This is a genomic window from Pseudomonas putida (assembly GCA_041071465.1).
GTDB lineage: Bacteria > Pseudomonadota > Gammaproteobacteria > Pseudomonadales > Pseudomonadaceae > Aquipseudomonas > Aquipseudomonas putida_P.
This window is the reverse complement of the sequence record CP163498.1, coordinates 4,260,299-4,286,010: the sequence shown is the minus strand read 5'-3', so window position 1 is coordinate 4,286,010 and position 25,712 is coordinate 4,260,299. Positions and strand designations below refer to the sequence as shown.

Below are 25,712 nucleotides of genomic sequence, written 5' to 3'. Positions count from 1 at the left end.
TACTGACATTGCCATGGGGGCTCGCTGCCACAGAGGGTTTCGGCGCCTGCATCATCGGGCCTTGCGCGGCAGGTCGATGCTCACCCGCAATCCGCCCAGCGGGCTCTCCAGCAAGGCCAGTCGCCCGCCCCATGCCTCGACGATATCGCGCACGATGCCCAACCCCAGCCCATGCCCGTCCACCTGTTCGTCCAACCGCGAACCACGCTCCAGCACCTGCTGCCGCCGGCCTTCAGGGATACCGGGGCCATCGTCATCGACCCACAGCCGGTAGCCCTCGCCGTTCGGCGCTATTCCCAGGCGCACCTCGCTGTCAGCCCACTTGCAGGCGTTGTCCAGCAGGTTGCCCAGCAGCTCCAGGAAGTCCTCGCGGTCCCAGGGCAACAACAGCCCAGGCGGCACATCACTTGCCAATTGCAAGCCCTCGCCATGGATCATGCCCAAGGTCTCCAGCAACCCCGGCAGCTCGGCATCACAATCGAACTGCGCGCCCGGCAAGGCATCCCCTGCCAGCCGTGCACGGTTCAGCTCGCGCGCCAGGCGTTGCTGAATCTGCTCCAACTGCTCGCGCATCTGCGCGCGGACTTCGGGCAGATCTTTCAGGCGTTCGCTGGAGGCCAGGCTCAGCAGCACCGCCAGTGGCGTCTTCAGTGCATGGCCGAGGTTGCCGAGGGCATTGCGCGAACGGCGCAGGCTGTCTTCGGTATGGCTGAGCAAGTGGTTGATCTGCCCCACCAGCGGCGCCAACTCGCTGGGCACCTCGGCATCCAGTTGCGAGCGCTTGCCCTGCTGCAACTGGGCAATCTGCTGTCGCGCCCGCTCCAGCGGCCGCAACGAGCGGGTAACGGTGATGCGCTGCAGCACCAAAACCACAATCAGTGCCACCAACCCCATGCCCAGGCCGATCTGCTGCAAGCGCCGGAAACCTTCGCGCACCGGCGAATAATCTTGCGCCCGCTGATCGAAATATCCTGGCCCAGGCGCCGGTAGTCGGCACGCAGGGCCAGCAGTTGCTGGCCTTCCGGGCCGAGTTCATGGCTATCGGAAAGCCCAGGCGCGGCGGGCTTGGGCATGTCCAGGTCCCACAGCGAACGGGACCGCCAGGTACCTTGGTCGAAATCGATGCGGAAGTAGTAACCGGAAAACGGCCGTTGATAAGCAGCCGAAATACGCCGCTCGTCCAGCTGCAGGCCGGAAGGCCCACGCACCAATGCCACCAGCAGGTTCTCGCTTTCCTTGCGCAGGCCGTTTTCCAGGTACCGTTGCAGGCCGGCTTCGAACAGCCACAAGGTCAATTGTGCCAGCACCACGCCGACCACCACCAGCACGGCCACCAGGCCCAGGCTCAGGCGCGCCTGTATCGACTTCACTCGCCGCTCCCGGCATAGATGTAGCCTTGCCCGCGGCGGGTTTCGATGACACTGCGGCCCAGCTTGCGGCGCAAATGGTTGACGTGTACTTCCAGCACGTTCGAGTCGCGCTCGGTTTCACCGTCGTAAAGGTGCTCGGCCAGATGGCTTTTGGACAGTATCTGCTGCGGGTGCAGCATGAAATACCGCAGCAGGCGGAACTCGGCGGCGGTCAGCTGGATGTCCACGCCATCACGGCTCACGCACTGGCGGCTTTCGTCCAGGTACAGGCCGGCCGCTTCCAGCTTCGGCTGGTTGGCCAGCCCACGGGCGCGGCGCAACAAGGCCTGGATGCGCAGTTGCAGCTCTTCGGGGTGAAAGGGCTTGCTCAGGTAGTCGTCGGCCCCGGCCTTCAGCCCTTCGATACGCTCGGCCCAGGAGCCGCGCGCGGTCAGGATCAGTACCGGCGTGGCCAGGCCGGCGGCGCGCCACTGGGCCAGCACGTCCAGGCCCGGCAAGCCAGGCAGGCCAAGGTCCAGGATGATCAGGTCGTACGGTTCGCTTTGCCCTTGGTACACCGCATCACGGCCATCGGCCAACCAATCCACGGCATAACCCTGGCGCTGCAGGCCGGCAATCAGTTCATCCGCCAGCGGTACATTGTCCTCGACAAGCAACAGGCGCATTCAGTCGTCTTCCTCGTCTTTGAGCAGGGCGCCGGTGCTGGCATCGAGCTTGATCTCGCGCACCACACCTTCAGTCGTCAGCAACTCGACTTCATATTCGTAGCGATCGTCGTCCTCTTCCAGCTCGGCCTCCAGCAAACGCGCCCCGGGGTAACGCCCCAAGGCGGTTTCCAGCAAGTGCTCGAGTGGCAGGATAATGCCCTTCTGCCGCAGCTTCAGGGCTTCGTCCTGATCGAGGTCGCGGGCAGCGGCCAGCGAACACACGGCCAGCAGCGCCAGCGCGAGGTAACGCGCCGGCCGCGGTAAGTGGATCATCAGTTGTCCCGCTCGTCCTTCAGCACTTCACCGGTCTTGGCGTCCAGCGCCACGTCCCATTCGACGTTCTGCGTGTCGCGCAGCTCGACCTTGTAGATGTAGCGGCCGTATTCGTCTTCAAGTTCCGAGTCGGTGACGGTGGAGCCTGGGTGCTTGGCCACGGCGGCAGCCTTGAGTTCGTCCAGCGACTTGATGGTCTTGGCGTTGACCAGTTTGACCACTTCGTCGGGTTGAACATCCTTGGCGAAAGCGGCATTGGCGCCCAGAGCGAGGGCAGCGGCGGTGAACAGGGCAGTCAAGGTTTTCATCGTTCTTCTCTCCTGAGAACTGTGCAAGTTGTCTACGGGGTTAAGATTAACCACTGGTCCTTAATTCAACCTGAAAACAGCTGGCGGCATGATAGCGCAAGTCAAGACCGGGCCATCCTCAAACCCTTTATAGTGAACCGCGTACTGCCCAAGAGATCCCCCGCATGAGCGCCATCCACATCAAATACCCCGCCCTCACCTTCAAGGCTGGCCAACGGGCCCTGCGACATATCCGCGAGCGTGGCCTGCAGGCCGCCGATGTCGGGGTCTTGCCGGGCGCGGCGGGTGGGCCGAAGCCGCTGGGCATTCAAGGCCTGGACCTGGCGCTGTTCGGTGAGTGGCTGCCCTCGGCACCGCGCCCGCGGGCGCTGATCGGTGCCTCGATTGGTGCCTGGCGCTTCGCCAGCGCCTGCCTCGACGACCCGGTCGCAGGTATCCGCCGCCTGGGCGAGCTGTACACCGAGCAGGATTTCGCCAAGGGCGTGACCCCGGCCGAAATCAGCCGCAGTTGCCAAAAAATGCTCGATGACCTGTTGCAGGACCGTGACGGCCAGCTGCTGGCCAACCCGCACTATCACCTGAACATTCTGGTGGTGAAGAGCCATGGCCAGCTTGCCCACGACCATCGCGGGCGCCTGGGCTTGGGCCTGGGCTCGGTGGTCGCCAGCAACCTGCTCGGCCGTTCGCGCCTGGCCCGCCACTTCGAGCGCGTCATCCTGCACGATGAGCGCGCCGCCCCACCGCTCGAAGCGCTTACCGATTTCCCCTCGCGCTACTTGCCGCTGGGCCTGGCCAACCTGCGCCACGCCCTGCTCGCCTCGGGCTCGATCCCCATGGTCATGCAGGGCGTGAAAGACATCCCCGGCGCTGGCGCCGGCACTTACCGCGACGGCGGCCTGCTCGACTACCACCTCGACCTGCCCTATCGCGGCGACGACCTGGTGCTGTACCCGCACTTCACCGACAAGGTGGTACCCGGCTGGTTCGACAAGGCCTTGCCCTGGCGCAAGGGCGATGCCACTCGCCTGCAGAATGTGCTGCTGATGACCCCTTCCCCGCAGTACCTGGCCGCCCTGCCCTACGGCAAGCTGCCCGATCGCAACGACTTCAAACGCTTCATGGGCGATGCGCCTGGCCGCAAACGCTATTGGTACAAGGCCATTGCCGAAAGCCAGCGGCTAGGTGACGAATTGCTGGAGCTGATTGCCACCGGGCAGCTGTGTGAACGCCTGCAAGCCTTGTAGCGGCCATGCCTGCGCGACTACCGTTCCGACCCTTCCGCGGTGTTAATATGTCGTTTTGCCAGCATCAGGGGATCTGAGGGATGAAAGCGGTATTGGGCATCGGCGCTGCGATAGCGATTGCGGTGGCGGGTTGGTTCGGATGGAACCATTACGAAAGTGGCAAAGAACATGATGTAGCGGCAGCAGCTGTGCAGGTTTCCGTCACCCAAGCTGAACGACAGATGAAAGCGCAGTCAGAGGATGGAATCACTTTCGCGGAGTACTTCAAGCGAAGCGATACCGTGATTGACAATCTGGACAAGGAAATTGCCAACCTCGAGGGCCGAACCTGGAAACACAGGCTTGCCGAAAAGGATGCAGCCATCGCATTTATTGATCAATGCAAGGCTATTTTACGTGCGGATCAAACGGAAACCAGACTCCTGATGAAGGAGGGCAGCGCCCGAGAAGCGAATGACGAAGCCAAAAAGGAACTGAATGAGGCGGATTCGTCCGTTGCCAGAGAATGGGCATACAAAAGGTACAAGCGCACCAGCGATGCGCTGATTGATGTACTTGGGAAACTCATCAGCAATGCGGAAGAAAGCAAAGGTAAAATTGAGCGTATGCTGGCTGCGGATAACGCCGTGAAATCGACGTTTGGGGAGGGTCATGGACTCTCTCAGGGCACCGCAGAGCACTTGAAGAATCTGCTGAAACCGGCCGCCCCGGAAAAACCAGCGCAGAGCTGATTACAGCATCTTCAAAAGCCCGCCAGCAAGCGGGCTTTTTCATTGTATTTACAATGGCACAAGCTCTTCCACTTACTACCCAGGATCCTACCCCGCAACCGCGAAAATGCGACCGGCCGGAATACCTTCTATCGCAGATTCCGTGAAGCCCCCCCTAAAAAACAGGTTAAGATAGCGCCCAATTTGGTTGCCTGGCGCCAGCCGGCCATCACTCAGTGAATGACCTCTTTCACCCCAGCGACGACCAATCAGTACATTGAGCAGTACATTGAAATACCAATTTCCGCTCAAGCCCTTACCCCACCAGCTATACAGGTCCACCAGTGGAAATCTTCAAGGAATTCACATTCGAATCGGCCCACCGCCTGCCCCACGTCCCTGAAGGGCACAAATGCGGCCGCCTGCATGGTCACTCGTTCAAGGTCGGCCTGCACCTGACCGGCCCGCTCGACCCGCACACTGGCTGGATCCGCGACTTCGCCGAGGTCAAGGCGATCTTCAAACCGATCTACGAGCAGCTGGACCACAACTACCTGAACGACATCCCTGGCCTGGAAAACCCTACCAGCGAAGTAATCGCCAAGTGGATCTGGGACCAGGTCAAGCCGTTGATGCCAGAGCTGTCGAAGGTACGCATCCACGAAACCTGCACCAGCGGTTGCGAGTATACCGGCGACTGATTCAGGCTCTACGTCGGCCCCTTCGCGGGTAACCCCGCGAAGGGGCCGGTAGCTTCACCCACTCAGCGTCAACCTTGCCCCGTCGCCAAGGCATCGCGCAGGAAGCTGGGGGCGATGTAGCGCTGATAATGCGCCTCTGAAAGCAGGAAAAACTCGCGATCGATGGCATCGCGCAACTGCGGCAGTTCCCAGTCGCGAAATTCCGGCAACAGCACCATACCGTAGGCCTCCAGGTCACGGATCATCCGCGCCCCGCGGGCGATAAGCTGGTAAGCCCAGCAATATTCTGACTGCTGCTCGACAAAGCGGATCGAGCGCTGCTCCAGTTGCTGGCGCAGCAGGCTTTTGTCGAACACCTCAAGCTTGGCCATCATCACCTGCACCAGCAGTTGCTCAAGGCGCAACCACACGGCGCGCTTCTGCGTGTCGTCGTAACCGTTCCAGTTGATCACTTCGTGGTGAAAACGCTTGCAGCCACGGCACACCGTGTCTCCGTACACCGTGGAGCACAGGCCGACGCAAGGGGTTTTGATGGACTTGTTGGACATGAAAAACAACAGCTTGGCGGTGGAACACAGGCCCATGTTAGCCCTTTGTCTAACCAGGGTCACTCGTTAAAGTCATGTTCACCGCCTTACCTTCGGGCTTTTTTTGCCGTAGAATCATCCGGCCTTTTCAAAGGCAACAATGTCCGTTGGAAGCTGTTTTCAAAGCGTCACGAGCACAGTTAATCCGGTAGAACGGCGTTGGCCCGGGTCATGCTTCCCTCGCATGCCCGCGCCAACCCTCATCAGCCCCCGTTCTGCAGGCGTAAAACTTTGAAAGCAGCTTCTGTAAGGATTCTTTGCGACTCTGGCTGGGCGGCCCACAAAGCCGTGGCAGCGCATGGGTGCATTGAATGCTGGATAAGCGTCCCGGACCCCCTTTAGGGACCACTGATGAGGGAAATAACTGTGCTTGAAGCCTACCGCAAACACATCGAAGAGCGTGCCGCCCTGGGCATCGTGCCCCAGCCGCTGAACGCCGAACAAACTGCAGGCCTGGTCGAGCTGCTGAAAAACCCGCCGGCCGGCGAAGAAGCCTTCCTCGTAGACCTGATCACCAACCGCGTACCGCCAGGGGTCGACGAAGCTGCCTACGTCAAGGCCGCTTTCCTCTCCGCCGTCGCCAAGGGCGAAGCCAAGTCGCCACTGATCGACCGCAAGCACGCCACCGAACTGCTGGGCACCATGCAGGGCGGCTACAACATCGAAACGCTGGTCGCACTGCTGGATGACGCCGAACTGGGCGCCGTCGCGGCCGAGCAGCTCAAGCACACCCTGCTGATGTTCGATGCCTTCCACGACGTGGCCGAAAAAGCCAAGGCCGGCAACGCGCATGCCAAGGCCGTGCTGGAATCCTGGGCTGCCGGCGAGTGGTTCACCTCGCGTCCGGCCATCGCCGACAAGTACACCCTGACCGTGTTCAAGGTACCTGGCGAAACCAACACCGACGACCTGTCCCCAGCCCCGGACGCCTGGTCGCGCCCAGACATCCCGCTGCACGCCCTGGCCATGCTGAAAATGGCCCGCGACGGCATCGAACCGTCGCAGCCTGGTTCGGTCGGCCCGCTGGCCCAGATCGAAGCCGTCAAGGCCAAGGGTTTCCCGGTTGCCTATGTGGGTGACGTGGTCGGTACCGGCTCCTCGCGTAAATCCGCTACCAACTCGGTACTGTGGTTCTTCGGCGACGACATCCCGTACGTGCCGAACAAACGCGCCGGTGGCTTCTGCTTCGGCACCAAGATCGCCCCGATCTTCTACAACACCATGGAAGACGCCGGCGCCCTGCCGATCGAATTCGACTGCACCAACCTGGGCATGGGCGACGTCATCGACGTTTACCCATACAAAGGTGAAGTACGCCGTCACGGCAGCGACGAACTGGTCACCAACTTCGAGCTGAAAACCGAAGTGCTGCTGGATGAAGTCCGCGCTGGCGGCCGTATTCCGCTGATCGTCGGCCGTGGCTTGACCGAAAAAGCCCGCGCCGAACTGGGCCTGGGTGCTTCCGACCTGTTCAAGAAACCAGAGCAGCCTGCCGATTCCGGCAAGGGCTTCACCCTGGCGCAGAAAATGGTCGGCCGTGCCTGCGGCCTGCCAGAAGGCCAGGGCGTGCGCCCAGGTGCCTACTGCGAGCCGAAGATGACCACCGTCGGCTCCCAGGACACCACGGGCCCGATGACCCGCGACGAGCTGAAAGACCTGGCGTGCCTGGGCTTCTCCGCTGACCTGGTGATGCAGTCGTTCTGCCACACCGCGGCCTATCCGAAGCCGATCGACGTCACCACCCACCACACCCTGCCAGACTTCATCCGCACCCGTGGTGGCGTGTCGCTGCGCCCAGGCGACGGCATCATCCACAGCTGGCTGAACCGCATGCTGATGCCTGACACCGTGGGTACCGGTGGCGACTCACACACCCGCTTCCCGATCGGTATCTCGTTCCCGGCCGGTTCCGGCCTGGTGGCTTTCGCCGCCGCCACCGGCGTCATGCCGCTGGACATGCCAGAGTCGATCCTGGTGCGCTTCAAGGGCAAACTGCAGCCAGGCATCACCCTGCGTGACCTGGTGCATGCCATCCCTTACTACGCCATCCAGAAGGGCCTGCTGACCGTCGAGAAGAAGGGCAAGAAAAACGCCTTCTCCGGCCGCATCCTGGAAATCGAAGGCCTGGACGAACTGACCGTCGAGCAAGCCTTCGAGCTGTCCGACGCCTCGGCCGAGCGTTCCGCTGCCGGTTGCACCATCAAGCTGCCAGAGAAGGCCATCGCCGAGTACCTGACCTCCAACATCACCCTGCTGCGCTGGATGATCGGTGAAGGCTACGGCGATGCCCGCACCCTGGAGCGTCGCGCCCAGGCCATGGAAGCCTGGCTGGCCAAGCCTGAGCTGCTGTCGGCCGACGCCGATGCCGAGTACGCCGAAATCATCGAAATCGACCTGGCCGACGTCAAGGAGCCTGTGCTCTGCGCGCCGAACGACCCGGATGATGCCCGCCTGCTGTCCTCGGTACAGGGCGAGAAGATCGACGAAGTGTTCATCGGTTCGTGCATGACCAACATCGGTCACTTCCGCGCTGCCGGCAAGCTGCTGGACAAGGTCAAGGGTGGCATCCCAACCCGTCTGTGGCTGGCTCCGCCAACCAAGATGGACGCTCACCAGCTGACCGAAGAAGGCTACTACGGCATCTACGGCAAGGCCGGCGCACGCATGGAAATGCCAGGCTGCTCGCTGTGCATGGGTAACCAGGCACGTGTGCAGACCGGTTCGACCGTGGTTTCCACCTCGACCCGTAACTTCCCGAACCGTCTGGGCGACGCTACCAACGTGTACCTGGCATCGGCCGAGCTGGCTGCTGTTGCTTCGATCATCGGCAAGCTGCCGACCGTCGAAGAGTACATGCAGTACGCGAAAGACATCGACAGCATGGCTGCCGACGTTTACCGCTACCTGAGCTTCGACCAGATCGCCGAGTTCCGCGAAGCGGCAGCCAACGCCAAGATCCCGGTGGTGCAGGCGTAAGCTGAGTCACAGGTTGTAAAGAAAGCCCTGGCAGTGATGCCAGGGCTTTCTTGTTTCAACCCCACTCCGGCCTCAGATCACGAACAAATCCACGAACCCGTGCACCGCTGTGCGCTCCAGCCGCTGCTGGTCCTTGCACAGCTCTCCAATCTCGCCACACCGCTGCCGCGCGAAACGGGTCGCCAGGTTGGCCCTGAACTTGGCCTCCAGCAACGGTATGCCTTCTCCACGCCGCCGCCGATGCCCGATCGGATACTCCACCAGCACTTGCTCGGTGCTGCTGCCATCCTTGAAGAATACCTGCAGCGCGTTAGCGATCGAACGCTTGTCCGGTTCCAGGTACTCGCGGCTGAAGCGCGGGTCTTCCACCACCTCCATCTTCTCGCGCAAACGATCGATGCTCGGGTGGTTGGCATGGAAGGCATCCTCATAATGCTCAGCCACCAAATGGCCGAAGATCAGCGGCACCGCCACCATATACTGCAGGCAATGGTCGCGGTCGGCGGCGTTGGCCAGCGGGCCGCTTTTGGAAATGATGCGGATCGCCGACTCCTGGGTGGTGATGACGATGCGGTCGATTTCGTGCAGGCGGTTTCGTACACGCGGATGCAGGGTGACGGCCGCCTCACAGGCGGTCTGAGCATGAAACTCGGCAGGAAAGCTGACCTTGAACAGCACGTTTTCCATCACATAGCTGCCCAAGGCCTGGGGCAGACGCAGCTCGTACTGCCCAGCAGGCTTGAGCGCCAAGTCCTTGTTGGTATGGCTGAACGATACGTCGTAGAAGCCCCATTGCGGCGCCGTAAGCACACCCGGCACGCCCATCTCGCCACGCAAGGCGATATCGGCCAGGCGCACGCCCCGGCTGGACGCATCACCCGCGGCCCAAGACTTGCGTGAGCCCGCGTTGGGCGCATGGCGGTATGTGCGCAGGGCCTGGCCGTCGACGAAGGCGTGGGACAAGGCCGAGAGCATCTGCTCGCGGTTGGCCCCCATCAGCCTGGCGCACACGGCAGTCGAGGCTACCTTCACCAGAATCACGTGGTCGAGCCCAACACGGTTGAACGAGTTTTCCAGCGCCAGCACACCCTGAATCTCGTGGGCCATGACCATGGCTTCGAGCACATCACGCATCAGCAGCGGCGCTTCACCAGCGGCCACGCGCTTTTGTGACAGGTGATCAGCAACGGCCAGGATGCCGCCAAGGTTGTCTGAGGGGTGAGCCCATTCGGCAGCCAGCCAGGTGTCGTTATAGTCCAGCCAGCGCACGGCACAACCGATATCCCAGGCAGCCTTGACCGGATCGAGGCGGTAGGCGGTGCCAGGAACGCGAGCCCCATGGGGCACCACGGTACCTTCCACCAATGGGCCCAGCAGCTTGGTGCACTCAGGGAAGCGCAAGGCGAGAAGACCGCAGCCCAGGGTGTCCATCAGGCAGTTGCGCGCGGTGTCCAGGGCTTCAGCAGAATCGACCCGATAACCGAGGGCGTAGTCGGCCAGGGTTTGCAGCACCCGGTCGTAGTCCGGGCGGTCATTGAGGTCTACGTTGGCGCTCATATCCAGCTCCCTTCAGAATTGCCGGGGCTGCACAGCAGCCCCAACTGACTAAAGCCGAGCGCCGCTGGTGCGTTAGAAGCTGTCGCCAGGCACGCGAACCCAGCCCTCCATCAGCACGCGAGCACTGCGGCTCATGATTGCCTTGGTCACCGTCCACTCACCCTTCTCCTGACGCGCCTCGGCGCCGACCCGCAGGGTGCCCGAGGGATGACCGAAACGCACGGCGCTGCGCTCGCCCCCGCCAGCGGCGAGGTTGACCAGCGTGCCCGGAATGGCCGCTGCGGTGCCGATTGCCACCGCCGCCGTACCCATCATGGCATGGTGCAGCTTGCCCATCGACAGGGCCCGTACCAGCAGGTCGATATCGCCTGCCTGCACCGGCTTGCCACTGGACGCAGTGTAGGTGCTCGGTGGCGCAACGAACGCCACTTTTGGTGTGTGCTGACGCCCGGCAGCCTGGTCGACATTGTCGATCAGGCCCATGCGCAAGGCGCCATAGGCGCGAATGGTCTCAAAACGCAGCAGTGCCTGCGGGTCGCCATTGATAGCGTCCTGCAGTTCGGTACCGGTGTAGCCGATATCGGCAGCATTGACAAAAATGGTCGGGATGCCGGCATTGATCAAGGTCGCCTTGAAGGTGCCCACACCCGGCACTTCCAGGTCATCGACCAGCTTGCCGGTAGGGAACATGGCACCCCCGTCGCCGTCCTCGTCGGCGGCCGGGTCAAGAAACTCCAGCTGCACCTCGGCCGCCGGGAAGGTCACCCCGTCCAGCTCGAAATCGCCGGTTTCCTGCACCTCGCCTTCGGTGACCGGCACATGGGCGATGATGGTCTTGCCGATGTTCGCCTGCCAGATGCGCACGGTGGCGATACCGTTGCGCGGTATGCGCGCCGGGTCGACCAGGCCGCTGCTGATGGCGAACGAACCGACCGCAGCGGACAGGTTGCCGCAATTGCCGCTCCAGTCGACGAAGGCCTTGTCGATGCTGACTTGGCCGAACAGGTAATCGACATCGTGCTCGGGCTTGATGCTTCGCGACAGGATCACGGTCTTGCTGGTGCTGGACGTCGCACCGCCCATGCCGTCGATCTGCTTGCCGTAGGGGTCGGGGCTGCCGATTACCCGCAGCAGCAGTGCATCGCGGGCGGGGCCGGGGATTTGCGCCTGCTCGGGCAGGTCTTGCAGGCGGAAGAACACGCCTTTGCTGGTGCCGCCGCGGATGTAGGTGGCGGGGATTTTTACTTGCGGTACATGTGCCATTGTCTTGGGCATCCTGATAGTCCGGTGAAATACCCTGGGGCCGCAAAGCGGCCCCGCTTCATACTCAGGCGGTCGCTTCGAGGAAGTCCTGGGCAAAGCGCTGCAGCACACCACCCGCTTCGTAGATCGACACTTCCTCGGCAGTGTCCAGGCGGCAGGTCACCGGCACGTCAAGGCGCTCGCCATTGCTGCGGGTAACCACTAACGTCAGGGTCGCCCGTGGCGTACGCGCGCCCAGCACGTCATAGGTCTCGCTGCCGTCCAGGCCCAGGGTCTTGCGGTCGGTGCCCGGTTTGAACTCCAGCGGTAACACGCCCATGCCCACCAGGTTGGTGCGGTGAATGCGCTCGAAGCCTTCGGCGACGATTGCCTCGACACCCGCCAGGCGCACACCTTTGGCCGCCCAGTCACGGGACGAGCCCTGGCCGTAGTCCGCACCGGCAACGATGATCAGCGGCTGCTTGCGCTGCATGTAGGTTTCGATCGCCTCCCACATGCGGGTGACCTTGCCTTCCGGCTCGATACGCGCCAGCGAGCCCTGCTTCACGCTGCCATCTTCCTTGCGCACCATTTCGTTGAACAGCTTGGGGTTGGCAAAGGTGGCTCGCTGGGCGGTGAGGTGGTCGCCACGGTGGGTAGCGTAGGAGTTGAAGTCCTCTTCCGGCAGGCCCATTTTTGCCAGGTACTCACCGGCGGCGCTGTCGAGCATGATGGCGTTCGATGGCGACAGGTGGTCGGTGGTGATGTTGTCCGGCAGCACCGCCAGCGGGCGCATGCCACGCAACGTGCGCTCGCCCGCCAGGGCGCCTTCCCAGTAGGGTGGGCGGCGGATGTAGGTACTCATCGGGCGCCAGTCGTACAGCGGCGCCACTTTCGGCCCACGGTCCTCCTCGATGGCGAACATCGGGATATACACCTTGCGGAACTGCTCCGGCTTGACCGCGGCACGCACCACGGCATCGATTTCTTCATCGCTGGGCCAGATATCCTTCAGGCGGATTTCCTTGCCATCGACCACACCCAGCACATCCTTCTCGATGTCGAAGCGGATGGTACCGGCGATGGCGTAGGCCACCACCAGCGGCGGTGAAGCCAGGAAAGCCTGTTTGGCATACGGATGGATACGCCCGTCGAAGTTGCGGTTACCCGACAGCACGGCGGTGGCGTACAGGTCGCGGTCGATGATCTCTTGCTGGATCACCGGGTCGAGGGCGCCGGACATACCGTTGCAAGTGGTGCAGGCGAAGGCGACGATGCCAAAGCCGAGTTGCTCCAGTTCCTTCTCCAGGCCGGCCTCTTCCAGATACAACTGCACGGCCTTGGAGCCTGGCGCCAGCGATGACTTGACCCACGGCTTGCGGGCCAGCCCCAGCCGGTTGGCATTGCGTGCAATCAAGCCTGCGGCAATCACGTTGCGCGGGTTACTGGTGTTGGTGCAACTGGTGATGGCGGCGATGATCACCGCGCCATCAGGCATTTGCCCCGGTACCTCTTCCCAACTGCCGGCGATGCCTTTGGCCGCCAGGTCGCTGGTGGCCACGCGAGCATGCGGGTTGGACGGGCCGGCCATGTTGCGCACCACGCTCGACAGGTCGAAGCTCAGGGTACGCTCATAAACGGCAGCGCCCAGGCTGTCGGCCCACAGGCCGGCGGCCTTGGCGTAGGTCTCCACCAGCTTGACCTGCTGCTCTTCACGGCCGGTCAGGCGCAGGTAGTCGATGGTCTGCTGGTCGATGGCGAACATCGCTGCAGTGGCGCCGTATTCCGGGGCCATGTTGGAAATGGTGGCGCGATCGCCCAGGGTCAGGGCGCGGGCACCCTCACCGTGAAACTCCAGATACGCGCCGACCACCTTCTGCTTGCGCAGGAACTCGGTCAGGGCCAGCACCAGGTCGGTGGCGGTGATGTTCGGCGCCAGCTTGCCGGTCAGCTCGACGCCGACGATTTCCGGCAGGCGCATCCAGGAGGCGCGCCCGAGCATCACGTTCTCGGCTTCCAGGCCGCCCACGCCGATGGCGATCACGCCCAGGGCATCGACGTGCGGGGTGTGGCTGTCGGTGCCGACGCAGGTGTCCGGATAGGCCACGCCACGGTCGTTATGGATCACCGGCGACATCTTCTCCAGATTGATCTGGTGCATGATGCCGTTGCCCGGCTGGATCACGTCGACGTTCTTGAACGCCTTCTTGGTCCAGTTGATGAAGTGGAAGCGGTCTTCGTTGCGGCGGTCTTCGATGGCGCGGTTCTTCTCGAAAGCCTGCGGGTCGAAACCACCGCACTCCACGGCCAGCGAGTGGTCGACGATCAGTTGCACCGGCACCACCGGGTTGACGGCAGCCGGGTCACCACCTTTATCGGCGATGGCATCACGCAGGCCGGCGAGATCGACCAGCGCGGTTTGGCCGAGAATGTCGTGGCACACCACGCGGGCCGGGAACCACGGGAAGTCGAGGTCGCGCTTGCGCTCGATCAGCTGGCTCAGCGAGGCGTCGAGCGTGGCCGGGTCGCAGCGACGCACCAGGTTTTCGGCGAGCACGCGGGAGGTGTATGGCAGGCCGTCGTAGGCGCCGGGCTTGATCGCCTCGACCGCCGCACGGGCATCGAAGTAGTCCAGGTCGGTGCCTGGCAGGTGCTTGCGGAATGCTGTGTTCATATCGTTATCAGGCTCGGTCACGGTATTCGGGGGCAGGTGCGGCTCAGGCCTCGGGAGCGCTACGCGCCCCTTTCGCGACACAAAGCCGCCCCCACAGGTACTGCGCCGTCCCTGCGGGATCGGCCTTGTGTCGCGAAAGGGCTGCGCAGCAGCCCCAGCAATCTCTGACTCAGCGCTGCTCGATCGGCACGAACTGGCGCTGCTCGACGCCGACATACTCGGCGCTCGGGCGGATGATGCGGTTGTTGGCGCGCTGCTCGAAGACGTGCGCCGCCCAGCCGGTCAGGCGCGAGCAGACGAAGATCGGGGTGAACAGCTTGGTCGGGATGCCCATGAAGTGGTAAGCCGAAGCATGGTAGAAGTCGGCGTTCGGGAACAGGCGCTTCTGCTCCCACATGGTCTTGTCGATGGCTTCGGAAACCGGGTACAGCACCTTGTCGCCCACTTCGTCGGCCAACTGCTTCGACCAGCCCTTGATCACCTCGTTGCGCGGGTCGGACTCTTTGTAGATGGCATGGCCAAAGCCCATGATCTTGTCCTTGCGCTCGAGCATGCGCAGCAGCTCGGCAGTGGCTTCCTGCGGGCTCTGGAAGCGCTCGATCAGCTCCATCGCGGCCTCGTTGGCGCCGCCATGCAGCGGGCCGCGCAGCGAGCCAATGGCAGCAGTAACGCAAGAGTACAGATCGGACAGGGTCGACGCGCAGACACGGGCAGTGAAGGTCGAGGCATTGAACTCGTGCTCGGCGTAGAGAATCAACGACACGTTCATGACCTTGACGTGCAGCTCGCTTGGCTTCTTGCCGTGCAGCAGGTGCAGGAAGTGGCCACCGAGAGTGTCTTCATCGCTGGTGCAGTCAATGCGTACGCCATGGTGGGTGAAGCGGTACCAGTAGCACATCACGGCCGGGAAAAGCGCCAGCAGGCGGTCGGTCTTGTCGCGCTGGGCCTCGAAGGTCAGTTCGGGTTCGAGGGTTCCCAGCACCGAACAGCCAGTGCGCATCACGTCCATCGGGTGGGCGTCGCGCGGGATGCGCTCCAGCACTTCCTTCAATGCTTGCGGCAGGTCACGCAGGCCCTTGAGCTTGCGTTTGTAGTCGGCAAGCTCGGCTTGGGTTGGCAGCTCGCCGTACAGCAGCAGGTAGGCGACTTCTTCAAATTCGGCACCGGCCGCCAGGTCACGTACATCGTAACCCCGATAGGTCAGCCCGGCACCGGCCTGGCCCACGGTCGACAGTGCAGTCTGGCCGGCCACCTGGCCACGCAGGCCTGCGCCACTGAGTACTTTTGCTTCGGCCATGGTGTTTCTCCTTTCTTGAATTTGTTATGGATGCTTTCTGGCTAATTCGGGAGATGTCGCTCAGCCCTTCTTCTGGGCAAACAACGCATCAAGGCTCTGCTCGAAGGCGTGATAGCCGATGGCATCGTAGAGCTCCATGCGGGTTTGCATGGTGTCGATCACGTTTTTCTGCGTGCCGTCACGACGCAGCGCGGTGTACACGTTCTCGGCCGCCTTGTTCATGGCGCGGAACGCCGACAGTGGGTACAGCACCAGCGACACGTCGACCGAAGCCAGTTCTTCGGTGGTGTACAGCGGCGTGGCGCCGAACTCGGTGATGTTGGCCAGAATCGGTGCCTTCACCCGATCGGCGAAAGTCTTGTACATCTGCAGTTCGGTGATGGCTTCCGGGAAGATCATGTCGGCGCCGGCCTCGATGCAGGCCTCGGCACGGTCCAGGGCAGCGTTCAGGCCTTCGACGGCCAACGCGTCGGTACGCGCCATGATCACGAAGCTGTCATCGCTGCGGGCATCCACGGCAGCCTTGATGCGGTCGACCATTTCCTGCTGGGTGACAATTTCCTTGTTCGGGCGATGGCCGCAACGCTTGGCGCCAACCTGGTCCTCGATATGGATCGCGGCAGCGCCGAACTTGCTCATCGAGCGCACGGTACGGGCAACGTTGAAGGCCGAGGCACCGAAGCCGGTATCGACATCCACCAACAGCGGCACGTCGCAGACATCGGTGATACGGCGCACGTCGGTGAGCACGTCGTCCAGGCCACTGATGCCCAGGTCCGGCAGGCCCAGGGAGCCTGCGGCCACGCCTCCACCGGACAGGTAGATGGCCTTGAAGCCGGCACGCTTGGCCAACAGGGCATGGTTGGCATTGATGGCGCCAACCACCTGCAGCGGATGTTCAGCGGCAACGGCATCGCGGAAACGCTGACCGGGGGTGCTCTTCACAGTCATTTCTCACCTCGTGGGCTGTTGTTGTGGGCGTCCAGATAGTGGCGCTCGATATTGCGTTTGGATGCACCGATATGGCGGCGCATCAGGAGCTCGGCCAGTTCGCCGTCACGGTCGGCGATGGCATCGAGAATGCGGTGGTGCTCGGCAAAGGCCTGACGCGGCCGGTTGGGCGTGGCGGAGAACTGGATGCGGTACATGCGCACCAGCTGGTACAGCTCGCCGCAGAGCATCTTGACCAGGGTCTGGTTACCGCTACCCTGAATAATCCGGTAGTGGAAGTCGTAGTCGCCTTCCTGCTGGTAGTAACCCAGGCCGGCCTGGAACGCAGCGTCGCGCTCGTGGGTGTCGAGCACCCGGCGCAACTCGTCGATGTCGGCCTGGCTCATGCGTTCGGCCGCCAGCCGGCAGGCCATGCCTTCCAGGGACTCGCGAATTTCGTACAGTTCGATCAGCTCGGCGTGGTTGAGCGACACTACCCTCGCCCCTACATGCGGCACGCGCACCAGCAGGCGCTGGCCTTCAAGGCGGTGGATAGCCTCGCGCAGCGGCCCACGGCTGATGCCATAGGTGCGCGCCAGTTCCGGCTCGGAAATCTTGCTGCCGGGGGCGATTTCACCCTTGACGATGGCCGCCTGGATGCGCCGGAAGACGTTTTCGGAAAGTGTTTCCGTTTCGTCTGCCAGCACTGGGCCAGGGGTGGAAAGGTCCTGCATATTGTCGACACCTTGAAAAACTCTTCGCCAGAAATTAACCAACAGAGCCCATCAAGTCAAAGACAAAATGAATATTGTCGACAATCGTCTAAGAACGAACTATCACCGCCTTGATGCTGTCAGATCGCGCACCGCTGGCGTCAAGACGTCGGCGTGATAGAATGCCGCGCCTCCAATGGGGTATGGATAGCCTGTCTGTCATACATTCATGCTTGTTGACAGATACACGAGGAAGCTTGCGCAGCCGTTGCCAGTCGCCTTGACCCGAACCTTGCCTAGAACCTTGCACTGCACCGCGCCAGGATTATGAGACTTACACCCGTTTTATTGCTGCTATGCCTCACCCTGCTGCCGGCCCTTGGCCAGGCTGCGGGCAAGACCGTGTATGGTCTCAACGAATACGCACAGCTGGGCGACCTGAACCTGGAAGTGGCCGCCAAGCTCGACACCGGTGCCAAGACCGCGTCGCTCAGCGCCCGCGACATCAAGCGGTTCAAGCGCAACGGCGAAAGCTGGGTACGCTTCTACCTCGCCATCGATGCGGCCCATTCGCACCCGATCGAACGCCCACTGGCACGCGTAAGCAAGATCAAGCGCCGGGCTGGCGACTATGATGCCGAATCGGGCAAGGCCTACACGGCCCGCCCGGTCATCGAACTCGAAATCTGCATGGGCCAGGCCATGCGCACCATCGAAGTGAACCTCACCGACCGCAGCGCCTTCCAGTTCCCGCTGCTGATCGGCTCCGAGGCGCTCAAGCACTTCGACGCGCTGGTTGACCCAAGCCTTAAATATGCGGCCGGCAAACCTGCCTGTGCCACCGACGCTCCCAAAGCAGAGTAATCCCGATGCGCTCTCTTACCCTCCATCTGAAAGTCCTGATCACCGTACTGGTGCTATTGGGCGTGGCGGTCACGGCTTATCAGATCTTCTTCCTCGGCATCCCGGTGACCGAGGATGAAACCGACGACCTGTGGAACATCGACGCCAAGGTCGAGTTCGTGGCCAGCACCAAGGACCCGGTCAAGGTGCAGATGTTCGTGCCGCCGCTGAACCGCGACTACGTCAGCCTGAACGAGAGCTTCATCTCCAACAACTACGGGGTCAGCGTCAACCGCGCCGACGGCAACCGCAAGGTCACCTGGTCGGCCCGCCGCGCCAGTGGCAACCAGACCCTCTACTACCGCCTGGTGCTGACCAAGCGCTACAGCAACGAGAAGACCACGGTCAAAGGCCCGACCTTCCGTGACAGCCTGGCCGTCGAAGGCCCCGAGAAGATCGCCGCTGAAGCCCTGATGGCACCGATCCGCCAGCACTCGGCCGACGTCGAAACCTTCGTCAGCGAGACCATCAAGCGGGTCAACAACCTCAACGATGACAACGTCAAGCTGCTGCTGGCCGGCGACACTTCGGCCATGAAGAAGGCCCAGATCATCGACCTGCTGCTGTCGATCGCCCACGTGCCGATGGAAAAGGTGCACACCATCCGCCTGGTCGCCGACACCCCGCAAACCCCGGAACTGTGGCTGCGCAGCTTCAACGGCAACGACTGGCTGTACTTCAACCCGGACACCGGCGAGCAAGGCCTGCCGAGCGACCGCCTGCTGTGGTGGACGGGTGACGACAACCTGATCACCGTCGATGGCGGCAAGAAGGCCAACGTCACCTTCAGCATGAACAACAGCGAGATGAACGCCATCCGCCTGGCCAAGCTGACCGACGAGAACACCGACGCCGACTTCCTCGAGTACTCGTTGTACGGCCTGCCGCTGCAAACCCAGCAAACCTTCATGATCATGGTCATGATCCCGATCGGCGTGCTGGTGATCCTGGTGTTGCGCAACCTCATTGGCCTGCAGACCCTGGGTACCTTCACACCGGTACTGATTGCCCTGGCCTTCCGCGAGACCCAGCTAGGCTTTGGCATCGTGCTGTTCACGGTGATCACCGCCCTGGGCCTGTCACTGCGCTCGTACCTGGAACACCTCAAGCTGCAGATGCTGCCACGCCTGTCGGTGGTGCTGACCTTCGTCGTGGTACTGATCGCCGCCATCAGCCTGTTCAGCCATAAACTGGGCCTGGAGCGCGGGCTGTCGGTGGCGCTGTTCCCGATGGTGATCCTGACCATGACCATCGAACGCCTGTCGATCACCTGGGAAGAGCGTGGCGGCGGCCATGCCATGAAAGTGGCCATCGGCACCCTGTTCGCCGCCTCGGTGGCACACCTGCTGATGATGGTGCCGGAACTGGTGTACTTCGTATTCACCTTCCCGGCCGTACTGCTGATCCTGGTGGGCTTCATGCTGGCGATGGGCCGTTATCGCGGCTACCGCCTGACCGAGCTCGTGCGTTTCAAGGCTTTTCTGAAGAAGGCTGACGCCTGATGTTTGGCCTGATCAAGACGTGGAAAGCCCTGGAGGCCCGGGGCATCATGGGTATCAACCGGCGCAACGCGGACTACGTGTTGAAGTACAACAAGCGCCATCTGTACCCGATCGTCGACGACAAGATCATCACCAAGGAGCGTGCCCTGGCGGCCGGCATCCATGTGCCGGAAATGTACGGCATCATCGAGACCGAAAAAGAGATCGAGAAGCTCGACCAGATCATTGGCGGACGCAACGATTTCGTCATCAAGCCGGCACAGGGCGCCGGCGGTGACGGCATCCTGGTGATCGCCGACCGCTTCGAAGACCGCTACCGCACGGTGTCGGGCAAGATCATCAGCCATGAGGAAATCGAGCACCAGATTTCCAGCATCCTCACTGGCCTGTACTCGCTCGGCGGGCACCGCGACCGCGCGCTGATCGAGTACCGGGTGACCCGGACCAGATCTTCAAGAGCATCAGCTACGAAGGCGTGCCGGATATCCGCATCATCGTGCTGATGGGCTACCCGGTAATGGCCATGCTGCGCCTGCCAACCCGCCAGTCCGGTGGCAAGGCCAACCTGCACCAGGGCGCCATTGGTGTGGGTGTGGACCTGGCCACCGGCGTGACCCTGCGTGGCACCTGGCTGAACAACATCATCAGCAAACACCCGGACACCACCAATGCGGTGGACGGCGTGCAGCTGCCGAACTGGGACGGTTTCATGAAGCTGGCCGCCGGCTGTTACGAGCTGTGCGGCTTGGGCTACATTGGCGTGGACATGGTGCTGGACCAGGAAAAGGGGCCGTTGATTCTGGAGCTCAATGCCCGCCCGGGGCTGAACATCCAGATTGCCAACGACTGCGGTTTGACCCAGCGTACCCATGCCATCGAGGCGCATATCGAAGCGCTGGCCAAGGACGGCGTGACCGAGGATGCCGAGCAGCGGGTACGGGTCGCGCAAGGGCTGTTTGGGCACGTACCCAACCGCTGAGATACCGGGGGGGCTGCATTGCAGCCCCTAATGCAGGATCAGCCTTGTGCTGCGAATGGGCCAAACACAATGTTGAATGTCGCGCCCAGTGCTAGGCGCTTTTCCTACACAGGTCTACAATCGCCCTCCTCGCTTTTACATCGCCGTCCACACTGATGCCGACCTGTACGCTTTACCCCCTGCCCTACCAGCCCGACCCTGCCGCCTATTTCGCCCGCCTGCGCCAGGCCCCCGGCGCAATTCTGCTCGACAGCGCCCGCCCTGGCGCCGAACGCGGCCGCTTCGACCTGCTCAGCGCCTGGCCGCTGCAACAGTTGCGAGCGCACCCGCACGAAGAAGGCCGCGCCTTCCTTCAGCGCCTGCGTGTCGGCCTGGCTCAACTGGGTTACGCCGACTTGCCCGACGGTGTAGAACTGCCCTTCGCCGGCGGCCTGATCGGCTACCTGAGCTATGACTTCGGACGCCGCCTGGAACACCTGCCAAGCCATGCCGTGGACGACCTCGGCCTGCCAGACGCCCAACTGGGCCTGTACGCTTGGGCATTGGTCAGCGACCATCTGCTCGGCACCAGCCAACTGGTGTTTCACCCAAACCTGGCAGCTGACGAACGCCAACGCCTGATCAGCCTGTTCCAAGGCGAAATCAACGCCGAAGCCGGCGAGTTCCAGCTGCTCGCGCCGATGGCCGGCGACCTGCAGCCCGAGCAGTACAAAGCAGCCTTTGACCAGGTACAACGCTACATCCAGGCCGGTGACTGCTACCAGATCAACCTCACCCAACGCTTCCGCGCGCCCTGCCAGGGCGACCCGTGGCGCGCCTACCAGGCCCTGCGCCAGGCCTGCCCAACGCCGTTCTCCGGCTACCAGCAACTGGCCGACGGCAGCGCCTTACTGAGCTTTTCGCCTGAACGCTTCATTCGCGTCAACCAGGGCCAGGTGGAAACCCGACCCATCAAGGGCACCCGCCCACGCGCCAGCGACCCGACCGAAGACACGCGCAATGCCGAAGAGTTGCTGCACAGCCCCAAGGACCGCTCGGAAAACCTGATGATCGTCGACCTGCTGCGCAACGATTTGGGGCGCACCTGCAAAATCGGTTCAGTGCAGGTACCGGAGCTGTTCAGCCTGGAGAGCTACCCCAACGTCCACCACCTGGTCAGCAGCATCACCGGCCAGCTGGCCAGCGACAAGGACGCGCTGGACCTGATCGGCGACAGCTTCCCCGGCGGCTCGATCACCGGTGCACCGAAAATCCGCGCCATGCAGATCATCGACGAGCTGGAGCCATCGCGCCGTGCGCTGTACTGCGGCTCTATGCTGTATGTGGATGTGCGCGGCGAGATGGACAGCTCCATTGCCATTCGCAGCCTGCTGGTCAAGGACGGCCAGGTCAGTTGCTGGGGCGGCGGCGCGGTGGTAGCCGACTCCGAGTGGCAGGCCGAATATGAAGAGTCGATCGCCAAAGTGCGGGTGCTGATGCAAACCTTGCAGGGCTTGTGAGTCCGTCTAGCCCGCGTTTTTTTGTTACCATCACCTCATTACGAGCGCACAGCGCCACAGCCAAGATGGAAACCGCCTGATGAGCCAACCCTTCGACGTCGCCGCCCTGGCCGCGACCTACGCCAACAAGTCCCCACAGGACATTCTCAAGCTCGCGTTCGAGCATTTTGGTGATGACCTGTGGATCTCCTTCAGCGGCGCCGAGGACGTGGTGCTGGTCGACATGGCCTGGAAGCTGAACAAGCAAGTCAAGGTGTTCAGCCTCGACACCGGTCGCCTGCACCCGGAGACCTACCGGTTCATCGACCAGGTACGCGAGCAGTACAACCTGCCGATCGAAATCCTCAGCCCTGATCGGGCCAAGCTCGACCCGTTCGTCAAGGAAAAGGGCCTGTTCAGCTTCTACAAGGATGGCCATGGGGAGTGCTGCGGCATTCGCAAGATCGAGCCGTTGCGCCGCAAGTTGGCCACCGTCAGCGCTTGGGCTACCGGCCAGCGCCGCGACCAGAGCCCGGGCACCCGCAGCCAGGTGGCGGCACTGGAAATCGACAGTGCCTTCTCCACCCCTGAACGTACGCTGTACAAGTTCAACCCGCTGGCGCAGATGAGCAGTGAAGAGGTGTGGGGCTATATCCGCATGCTTGAACTGCCGTACAACAGCCTGCATGAGCGCGGCTTCATCAGCATTGGTTGCGAGCCGTGCACCCGGCCGGTGCTGCCAAACCAGCATGAGCGTGAAGGGCGTTGGTGGTGGGAAGAGTCGACGCAGAAGGAATGCGGGTTGCACGCGGGCAACCTGATCAGCAAGGCTTGAAATAGCCGGGGCTGCTATGCAGCCCCAGCATTCTTGAATCAGTGCACTGGCAGTTCGACGCCTTCGAAAAGCTCTTCCAGCTCCTGCTTGTTATGGCACTGAATCGCCTTGGCCATCACTTCGCGGGTCAGGTGCGGGGCGAACTTCTCGATGAAGTCGCACATGAAGCCACGCAGGAAGGTGCCACGGCGGAAGCCGATCTTGGTAATGCTGGCTTCGAACAGCTCGCTGGCGTCCAGGGCCACCAGGTCACTGTCGAGCTTGGCATCCACGGCCATGCCAGCAACGATGCCCACGCCCAACCCCAAGCGTACATAGGTCTTGATCACGTCGGCGTCAGCCGCGGTGAATACAACTTTCGGCGTGAGGCCTCGGTGGTTGAAGGCTTCGTCCAGCTTCGAACGCCCGGTGAAACCGAACACGTAGGTAACGATCGGGTATTCGGCAACGGCTTCCAGGGTCAGCTTCGGCAGCTTGGCCAGTGGGTGACCTTGCGGCACCACCACGCAACGGTTCCACTTGTAGCACGGCATCATGATCAGGTCGCCGAACAGCTCCAGCGCCTCGGTAGCGATAGCGAAGTCGACCGTACCGTCCGCAGCCATCTCGGCAATCTGCATGGGTGAGCCCTGATGCATGTGCAGGGACACTTCCGGGTATTGCTTGATGAAACTGCTGATTACCGGCGGCAGTGCATAACGCGCCTGGGTATGGGTAGTGGCAATGGACAGCGTGCCCTTCTTCTCGTTGGAGAACTCCTGGGCGATCTGCTTGATGCTCTCGACCTTGCGCAGGATTTCGCCTGCGGTATTGATGATGCGCTCACCGGCCGGAGTAACGCGGGTCAGATGCTTGCCACTGCGGGCAAAGACTTCAACACCCAGTTCGTCTTCGAGCAGGCGGATCTGCTTGCTGATACCTGGCTGGGAGGTATACAGGCTCTGCGCCGTCGCGGAGACGTTGAGGTCATGGTGCGCCACTTCCCAGATGTAGCGCAGTTGTTGAAGCTTCATAGGTTCCCCTCGGTTCAGCGATGAGTCCGCGGCAGCAGGCAGCGACGATATATAACTATATTAGTGGTTCTGGAAATAAATCTAGAACTATTTTGTTACGCGCCAGCCGGAAATGGCCTACAGCCATCTTCATGTTTTCCTACGCCCCAGGTGCTGCGCCAAAGGCACCATGTACACCGGCACCGGCGACAATTGCAGCAGCCGCACCGCCGTGCGCCCCAGCGGTACGTCCACCCCGGCACCGGCGCTGTGGCTACCGAATATCAATAGGTCGACGCTTAGCCGCTGCGCCTGGTCGAGAATCACTTGGGCCGGGTCGCCCTGCCGTACCCGCACGGCTCTGATCACCGCCAGATCGGCTTCTTCACCTAGCTCGTCGCGAAAGCTTTCCAGCACCCGCTGCTCTATATTCGCCATCACCGTGTTCACGCCTTGGCTATGCAACTGGTCGAGCGTCTGCTCATCGAGGTAGCTTTGCAGGAGGGATTCGGCGAACTGGCCCATCGGCTCTACCGCGTGTATCACATACAATTCGGCGTTGAACGTGCGCGCCAACGCCAGCGCGTGCTGCATCACGAAAGGGGCGTAGACACCGAGGTCGGTGGCGTACAGCATGGAGCGGATCATTCGACCTCCTCGACTGCCGCAGCGGCAGAGCAAGCTTCAGCTTAGCAGCGCGCCGGATGCACGCTTTGCCGTCCGGCGCGCTGCTGGCGTGGGCTGGAGCGACCCACAGCGAGTGCCGCCAAGGCCGAAGCCGCCTTCAGTGGGGCCGATCACTGCTGTCGATGAAACTCAGCGCCTGATACAGCATCTCCATGCGTGGCAGGCTGCACCCCGCCGCCCGAGCGCGTGCCAGCGGCTCGGCATAGATAGCCTGCAGTTCAAGGGGGCGCTGGTGGGCATGGTCGTGGTACATGCTCGGCCAGTAGTCGGGCATGCGCTCGGTCACCTGGAACAAGTGCTCGGCGTAGCCCTCCGGTAACACATGGCCACAGGCTTCCGCCCCCTGCACCACCTCGGCCATCAAGGCCTGGATCAGCTCGCGACTATGGCGCTCGGCCATCAGCGGCGTGGTGCTCGCCCCCAGCAGCACCGACAGGCCGTTGTAAGGCACGTTCCACACCAACTTCTGCCAGCGAGCCAGGGCCAGGTTCGGCATGGCCTGCGAATCGATGCCCGCGGCCTGGAACAACCCGGCGCCTTCCGCGACCAGCGCGGCGCCACCATCAATGGCCGGCCCGCTGTGGTACCCCAGATTGACCGCACCTAGAGCCTGGTGACGGATTACACCCGGTGCCTGGCGATTGACACAGATGAAGCACAGGCCGCCAAGCAGATGCATGTCGCTGCGCAAGGCCGAGCGCAACTGCTCCTCCACACCCAGGCCATTCTGCAACAGCACCACCTTGGCGCCGGGCGCAGCGGCCTGGACGATCAACGGCGCAAGCTGCGCGTTGCTGGTGGCCTTGGCACCGATCAGCAGCCAGTCACACGGCGGCATGTCGGCGGCATTGACGTAAGCCTGCACCTTCATTTGCAGCGTGCCATGCACGGCACTGTCCAGGCTAAGCCCCTGCTCGCGAACGGCCTGATACTCGCTGCGCAGCAGAAAATGCACATCGAAACCGGCCCGGGCCAGCATCAACCCATAAAAGCCGCCAATGGCGCCACTGCCGATGATGCCGATGCGCGGGGTGTTCGAATGCATGC

21 protein-coding genes and 2 pseudogenes are annotated in these 25,712 nt (G+C 62.5%); 9 read left to right on the top strand and 14 right to left on the bottom strand.

Going from position 1 to position 25,712, the window contains the following annotated elements; genetic code table 11:
• Positions 1 to 51: 51 nt before the first annotated feature.
• The 4 genes and pseudogenes from AB5975_19780 to AB5975_19765 form a co-directional block, all read right to left on the bottom strand.
• Positions 52 to 1,370: pseudogene (locus AB5975_19780) on the bottom strand (sensor histidine kinase).
• Positions 1,367 to 2,035, bottom strand: a complete 669-nt coding sequence (locus AB5975_19775) for a response regulator transcription factor (protein XDR18818.1) — start codon at positions 2,033 to 2,035, stop codon at positions 1,367 to 1,369. The pseudogene AB5975_19780 and the gene AB5975_19775 overlap by 4 nt, the downstream one beginning before the upstream one ends.
• Entirely contained in the window at positions 2,036 to 2,350 is a 315-nt protein-coding gene (locus AB5975_19770) for a PepSY domain-containing protein (GenBank protein XDR18817.1), read from the bottom strand. It lies immediately after the preceding gene.
• Positions 2,350 to 2,658, bottom strand: a complete 309-nt coding sequence (locus tag AB5975_19765) for a PepSY domain-containing protein (protein XDR18816.1) — start codon at positions 2,656 to 2,658, stop codon at positions 2,350 to 2,352. Before AB5975_19765 ends, AB5975_19770 begins: the two co-directional genes overlap by 1 nt.
• A gap of 164 nt (positions 2,659 to 2,822) precedes the next feature.
• Between AB5975_19765 and AB5975_19760 the strand changes: the two genes are divergently transcribed.
• The 3 genes from AB5975_19760 to queD all read left to right on the top strand — a co-directional run bounded on the left by AB5975_19760 (position 2,823) and on the right by queD (position 5,313).
• Positions 2,823 to 3,902, top strand: coding sequence for a patatin-like phospholipase family protein (locus AB5975_19760; protein XDR18815.1), 1,080 nt, complete (start codon positions 2,823 to 2,825; stop codon positions 3,900 to 3,902).
• A gap of 80 nt (positions 3,903 to 3,982) precedes the next feature.
• Complete coding sequence (locus AB5975_19755; protein XDR18814.1) at positions 3,983 to 4,633, top strand: hypothetical protein; 651 nt, start codon at positions 3,983 to 3,985, stop codon at positions 4,631 to 4,633.
• A 323-nt stretch (positions 4,634 to 4,956) separates the two neighbouring features.
• A complete protein-coding gene (gene queD / locus AB5975_19750) occupies positions 4,957 to 5,313 on the top strand; it encodes a 6-carboxytetrahydropterin synthase QueD (GenBank protein ID XDR18813.1) in 357 nt (118 codons plus the stop codon).
• Positions 5,314 to 5,381: 68 nt separating this feature from the next.
• Here queD and AB5975_19745 read toward each other — a convergent pair whose 3' ends face one another.
• Positions 5,382 to 5,861, bottom strand: coding sequence for a DUF1289 domain-containing protein (locus tag AB5975_19745; GenBank protein ID XDR23000.1), 480 nt, complete (start codon positions 5,859 to 5,861; stop codon positions 5,382 to 5,384).
• 405 nt (positions 5,862 to 6,266) lie between these two features.
• Between AB5975_19745 and acnB the strand changes: the two genes are divergently transcribed.
• On the top strand, positions 6,267 to 8,876 hold the full coding sequence (acnB, locus tag AB5975_19740; protein ID XDR22999.1) for a bifunctional aconitate hydratase 2/2-methylisocitrate dehydratase: 2,610 nt from the start codon (positions 6,267 to 6,269) through the stop codon (positions 8,874 to 8,876).
• A 72-nt stretch (positions 8,877 to 8,948) separates the two neighbouring features.
• Here the strand turns inward: acnB and prpD are convergent, their stop codons facing one another.
• From prpD to AB5975_19710, 6 genes are all read right to left on the bottom strand, one after another.
• The gene (prpD, locus tag AB5975_19735; GenBank protein XDR18812.1) at positions 8,949 to 10,433 is read right to left on the bottom strand and encodes a 2-methylcitrate dehydratase; all 1,485 of its coding nucleotides are present in this window, start codon (positions 10,431 to 10,433) and stop codon (positions 8,949 to 8,951) included.
• A 72-nt stretch (positions 10,434 to 10,505) separates the two neighbouring features.
• The gene (gene prpF / locus AB5975_19730; protein XDR22998.1) at positions 10,506 to 11,696 is read right to left on the bottom strand and encodes a 2-methylaconitate cis-trans isomerase PrpF; all 1,191 of its coding nucleotides are present in this window, start codon (positions 11,694 to 11,696) and stop codon (positions 10,506 to 10,508) included.
• A gap of 64 nt (positions 11,697 to 11,760) precedes the next feature.
• A complete protein-coding gene (gene acnD, locus AB5975_19725; GenBank protein ID XDR18811.1) occupies positions 11,761 to 14,349 on the bottom strand; it encodes a Fe/S-dependent 2-methylisocitrate dehydratase AcnD in 2,589 nt (862 codons plus the stop codon).
• 169 nt (positions 14,350 to 14,518) lie between these two features.
• On the bottom strand, positions 14,519 to 15,646 hold the full coding sequence (gene prpC / locus AB5975_19720; protein XDR18810.1) for a 2-methylcitrate synthase: 1,128 nt from the start codon (positions 15,644 to 15,646) through the stop codon (positions 14,519 to 14,521).
• A 60-nt stretch (positions 15,647 to 15,706) separates the two neighbouring features.
• On the bottom strand, positions 15,707 to 16,597 hold the full coding sequence (gene prpB / locus AB5975_19715; GenBank protein XDR18809.1) for a methylisocitrate lyase: 891 nt from the start codon (positions 16,595 to 16,597) through the stop codon (positions 15,707 to 15,709).
• Positions 16,594 to 17,310: a GntR family transcriptional regulator gene (locus AB5975_19710; protein XDR18808.1), complete on the bottom strand. Its 717-nt coding sequence runs from the start codon at positions 17,308 to 17,310 to the stop codon at positions 16,594 to 16,596. Before AB5975_19710 ends, prpB begins: the two co-directional genes overlap by 4 nt.
• A 306-nt stretch (positions 17,311 to 17,616) precedes the next feature.
• Here AB5975_19710 and AB5975_19705 point away from each other — a divergent pair, with 306 nt between their 5' ends.
• The 5 genes and pseudogenes from AB5975_19705 (at position 17,617) to AB5975_19685 (ending at position 22,986) form a co-directional block, all read left to right on the top strand.
• Entirely contained in the window at positions 17,617 to 18,153 is a 537-nt protein-coding gene (locus tag AB5975_19705; GenBank protein ID XDR18807.1) for an ATP-dependent zinc protease, read from the top strand.
• Between the two features lie 5 nt (positions 18,154 to 18,158).
• The gene (locus tag AB5975_19700; GenBank protein ID XDR18806.1) at positions 18,159 to 19,694 is read left to right on the top strand and encodes an inactive transglutaminase family protein; all 1,536 of its coding nucleotides are present in this window, start codon (positions 18,159 to 18,161) and stop codon (positions 19,692 to 19,694) included.
• A pseudogene (locus AB5975_19695) lies at positions 19,694 to 20,673 on the top strand (alpha-L-glutamate ligase-like protein). The gene AB5975_19700 and the pseudogene AB5975_19695 overlap by 1 nt, the downstream one beginning before the upstream one ends.
• Before the next feature lie 155 nt (positions 20,674 to 20,828).
• The gene (pabB, locus tag AB5975_19690) at positions 20,829 to 22,172 is read left to right on the top strand and encodes an aminodeoxychorismate synthase component I (GenBank protein XDR18805.1); all 1,344 of its coding nucleotides are present in this window, start codon (positions 20,829 to 20,831) and stop codon (positions 22,170 to 22,172) included.
• A gap of 79 nt (positions 22,173 to 22,251) precedes the next feature.
• Positions 22,252 to 22,986 (top strand): phosphoadenylyl-sulfate reductase, encoded by a 735-nt coding sequence (locus AB5975_19685; protein XDR18804.1) that lies wholly within the window; start codon positions 22,252 to 22,254, stop codon positions 22,984 to 22,986.
• A 38-nt stretch (positions 22,987 to 23,024) separates the two neighbouring features.
• Here AB5975_19685 and cysB read toward each other — a convergent pair whose 3' ends face one another.
• The 3 genes from cysB to AB5975_19670 form a co-directional block, all read right to left on the bottom strand.
• Positions 23,025 to 23,999, bottom strand: a complete 975-nt coding sequence (gene cysB, locus AB5975_19680; protein ID XDR18803.1) for an HTH-type transcriptional regulator CysB — start codon at positions 23,997 to 23,999, stop codon at positions 23,025 to 23,027.
• Between the two features lie 129 nt (positions 24,000 to 24,128).
• Positions 24,129 to 24,626 carry a universal stress protein gene (locus AB5975_19675; protein ID XDR18802.1) on the bottom strand — a complete coding sequence of 166 codons (498 nt, stop codon included), beginning with the start codon at positions 24,624 to 24,626 and terminating at the stop codon, positions 24,129 to 24,131.
• 136 nt (positions 24,627 to 24,762) lie between these two features.
• Positions 24,763 to 25,710: a putative 2-dehydropantoate 2-reductase gene (locus tag AB5975_19670; protein XDR18801.1), complete on the bottom strand. Its 948-nt coding sequence runs from the start codon at positions 25,708 to 25,710 to the stop codon at positions 24,763 to 24,765.
• Between the last annotated feature and the right edge of the window lie 2 nt (positions 25,711 to 25,712).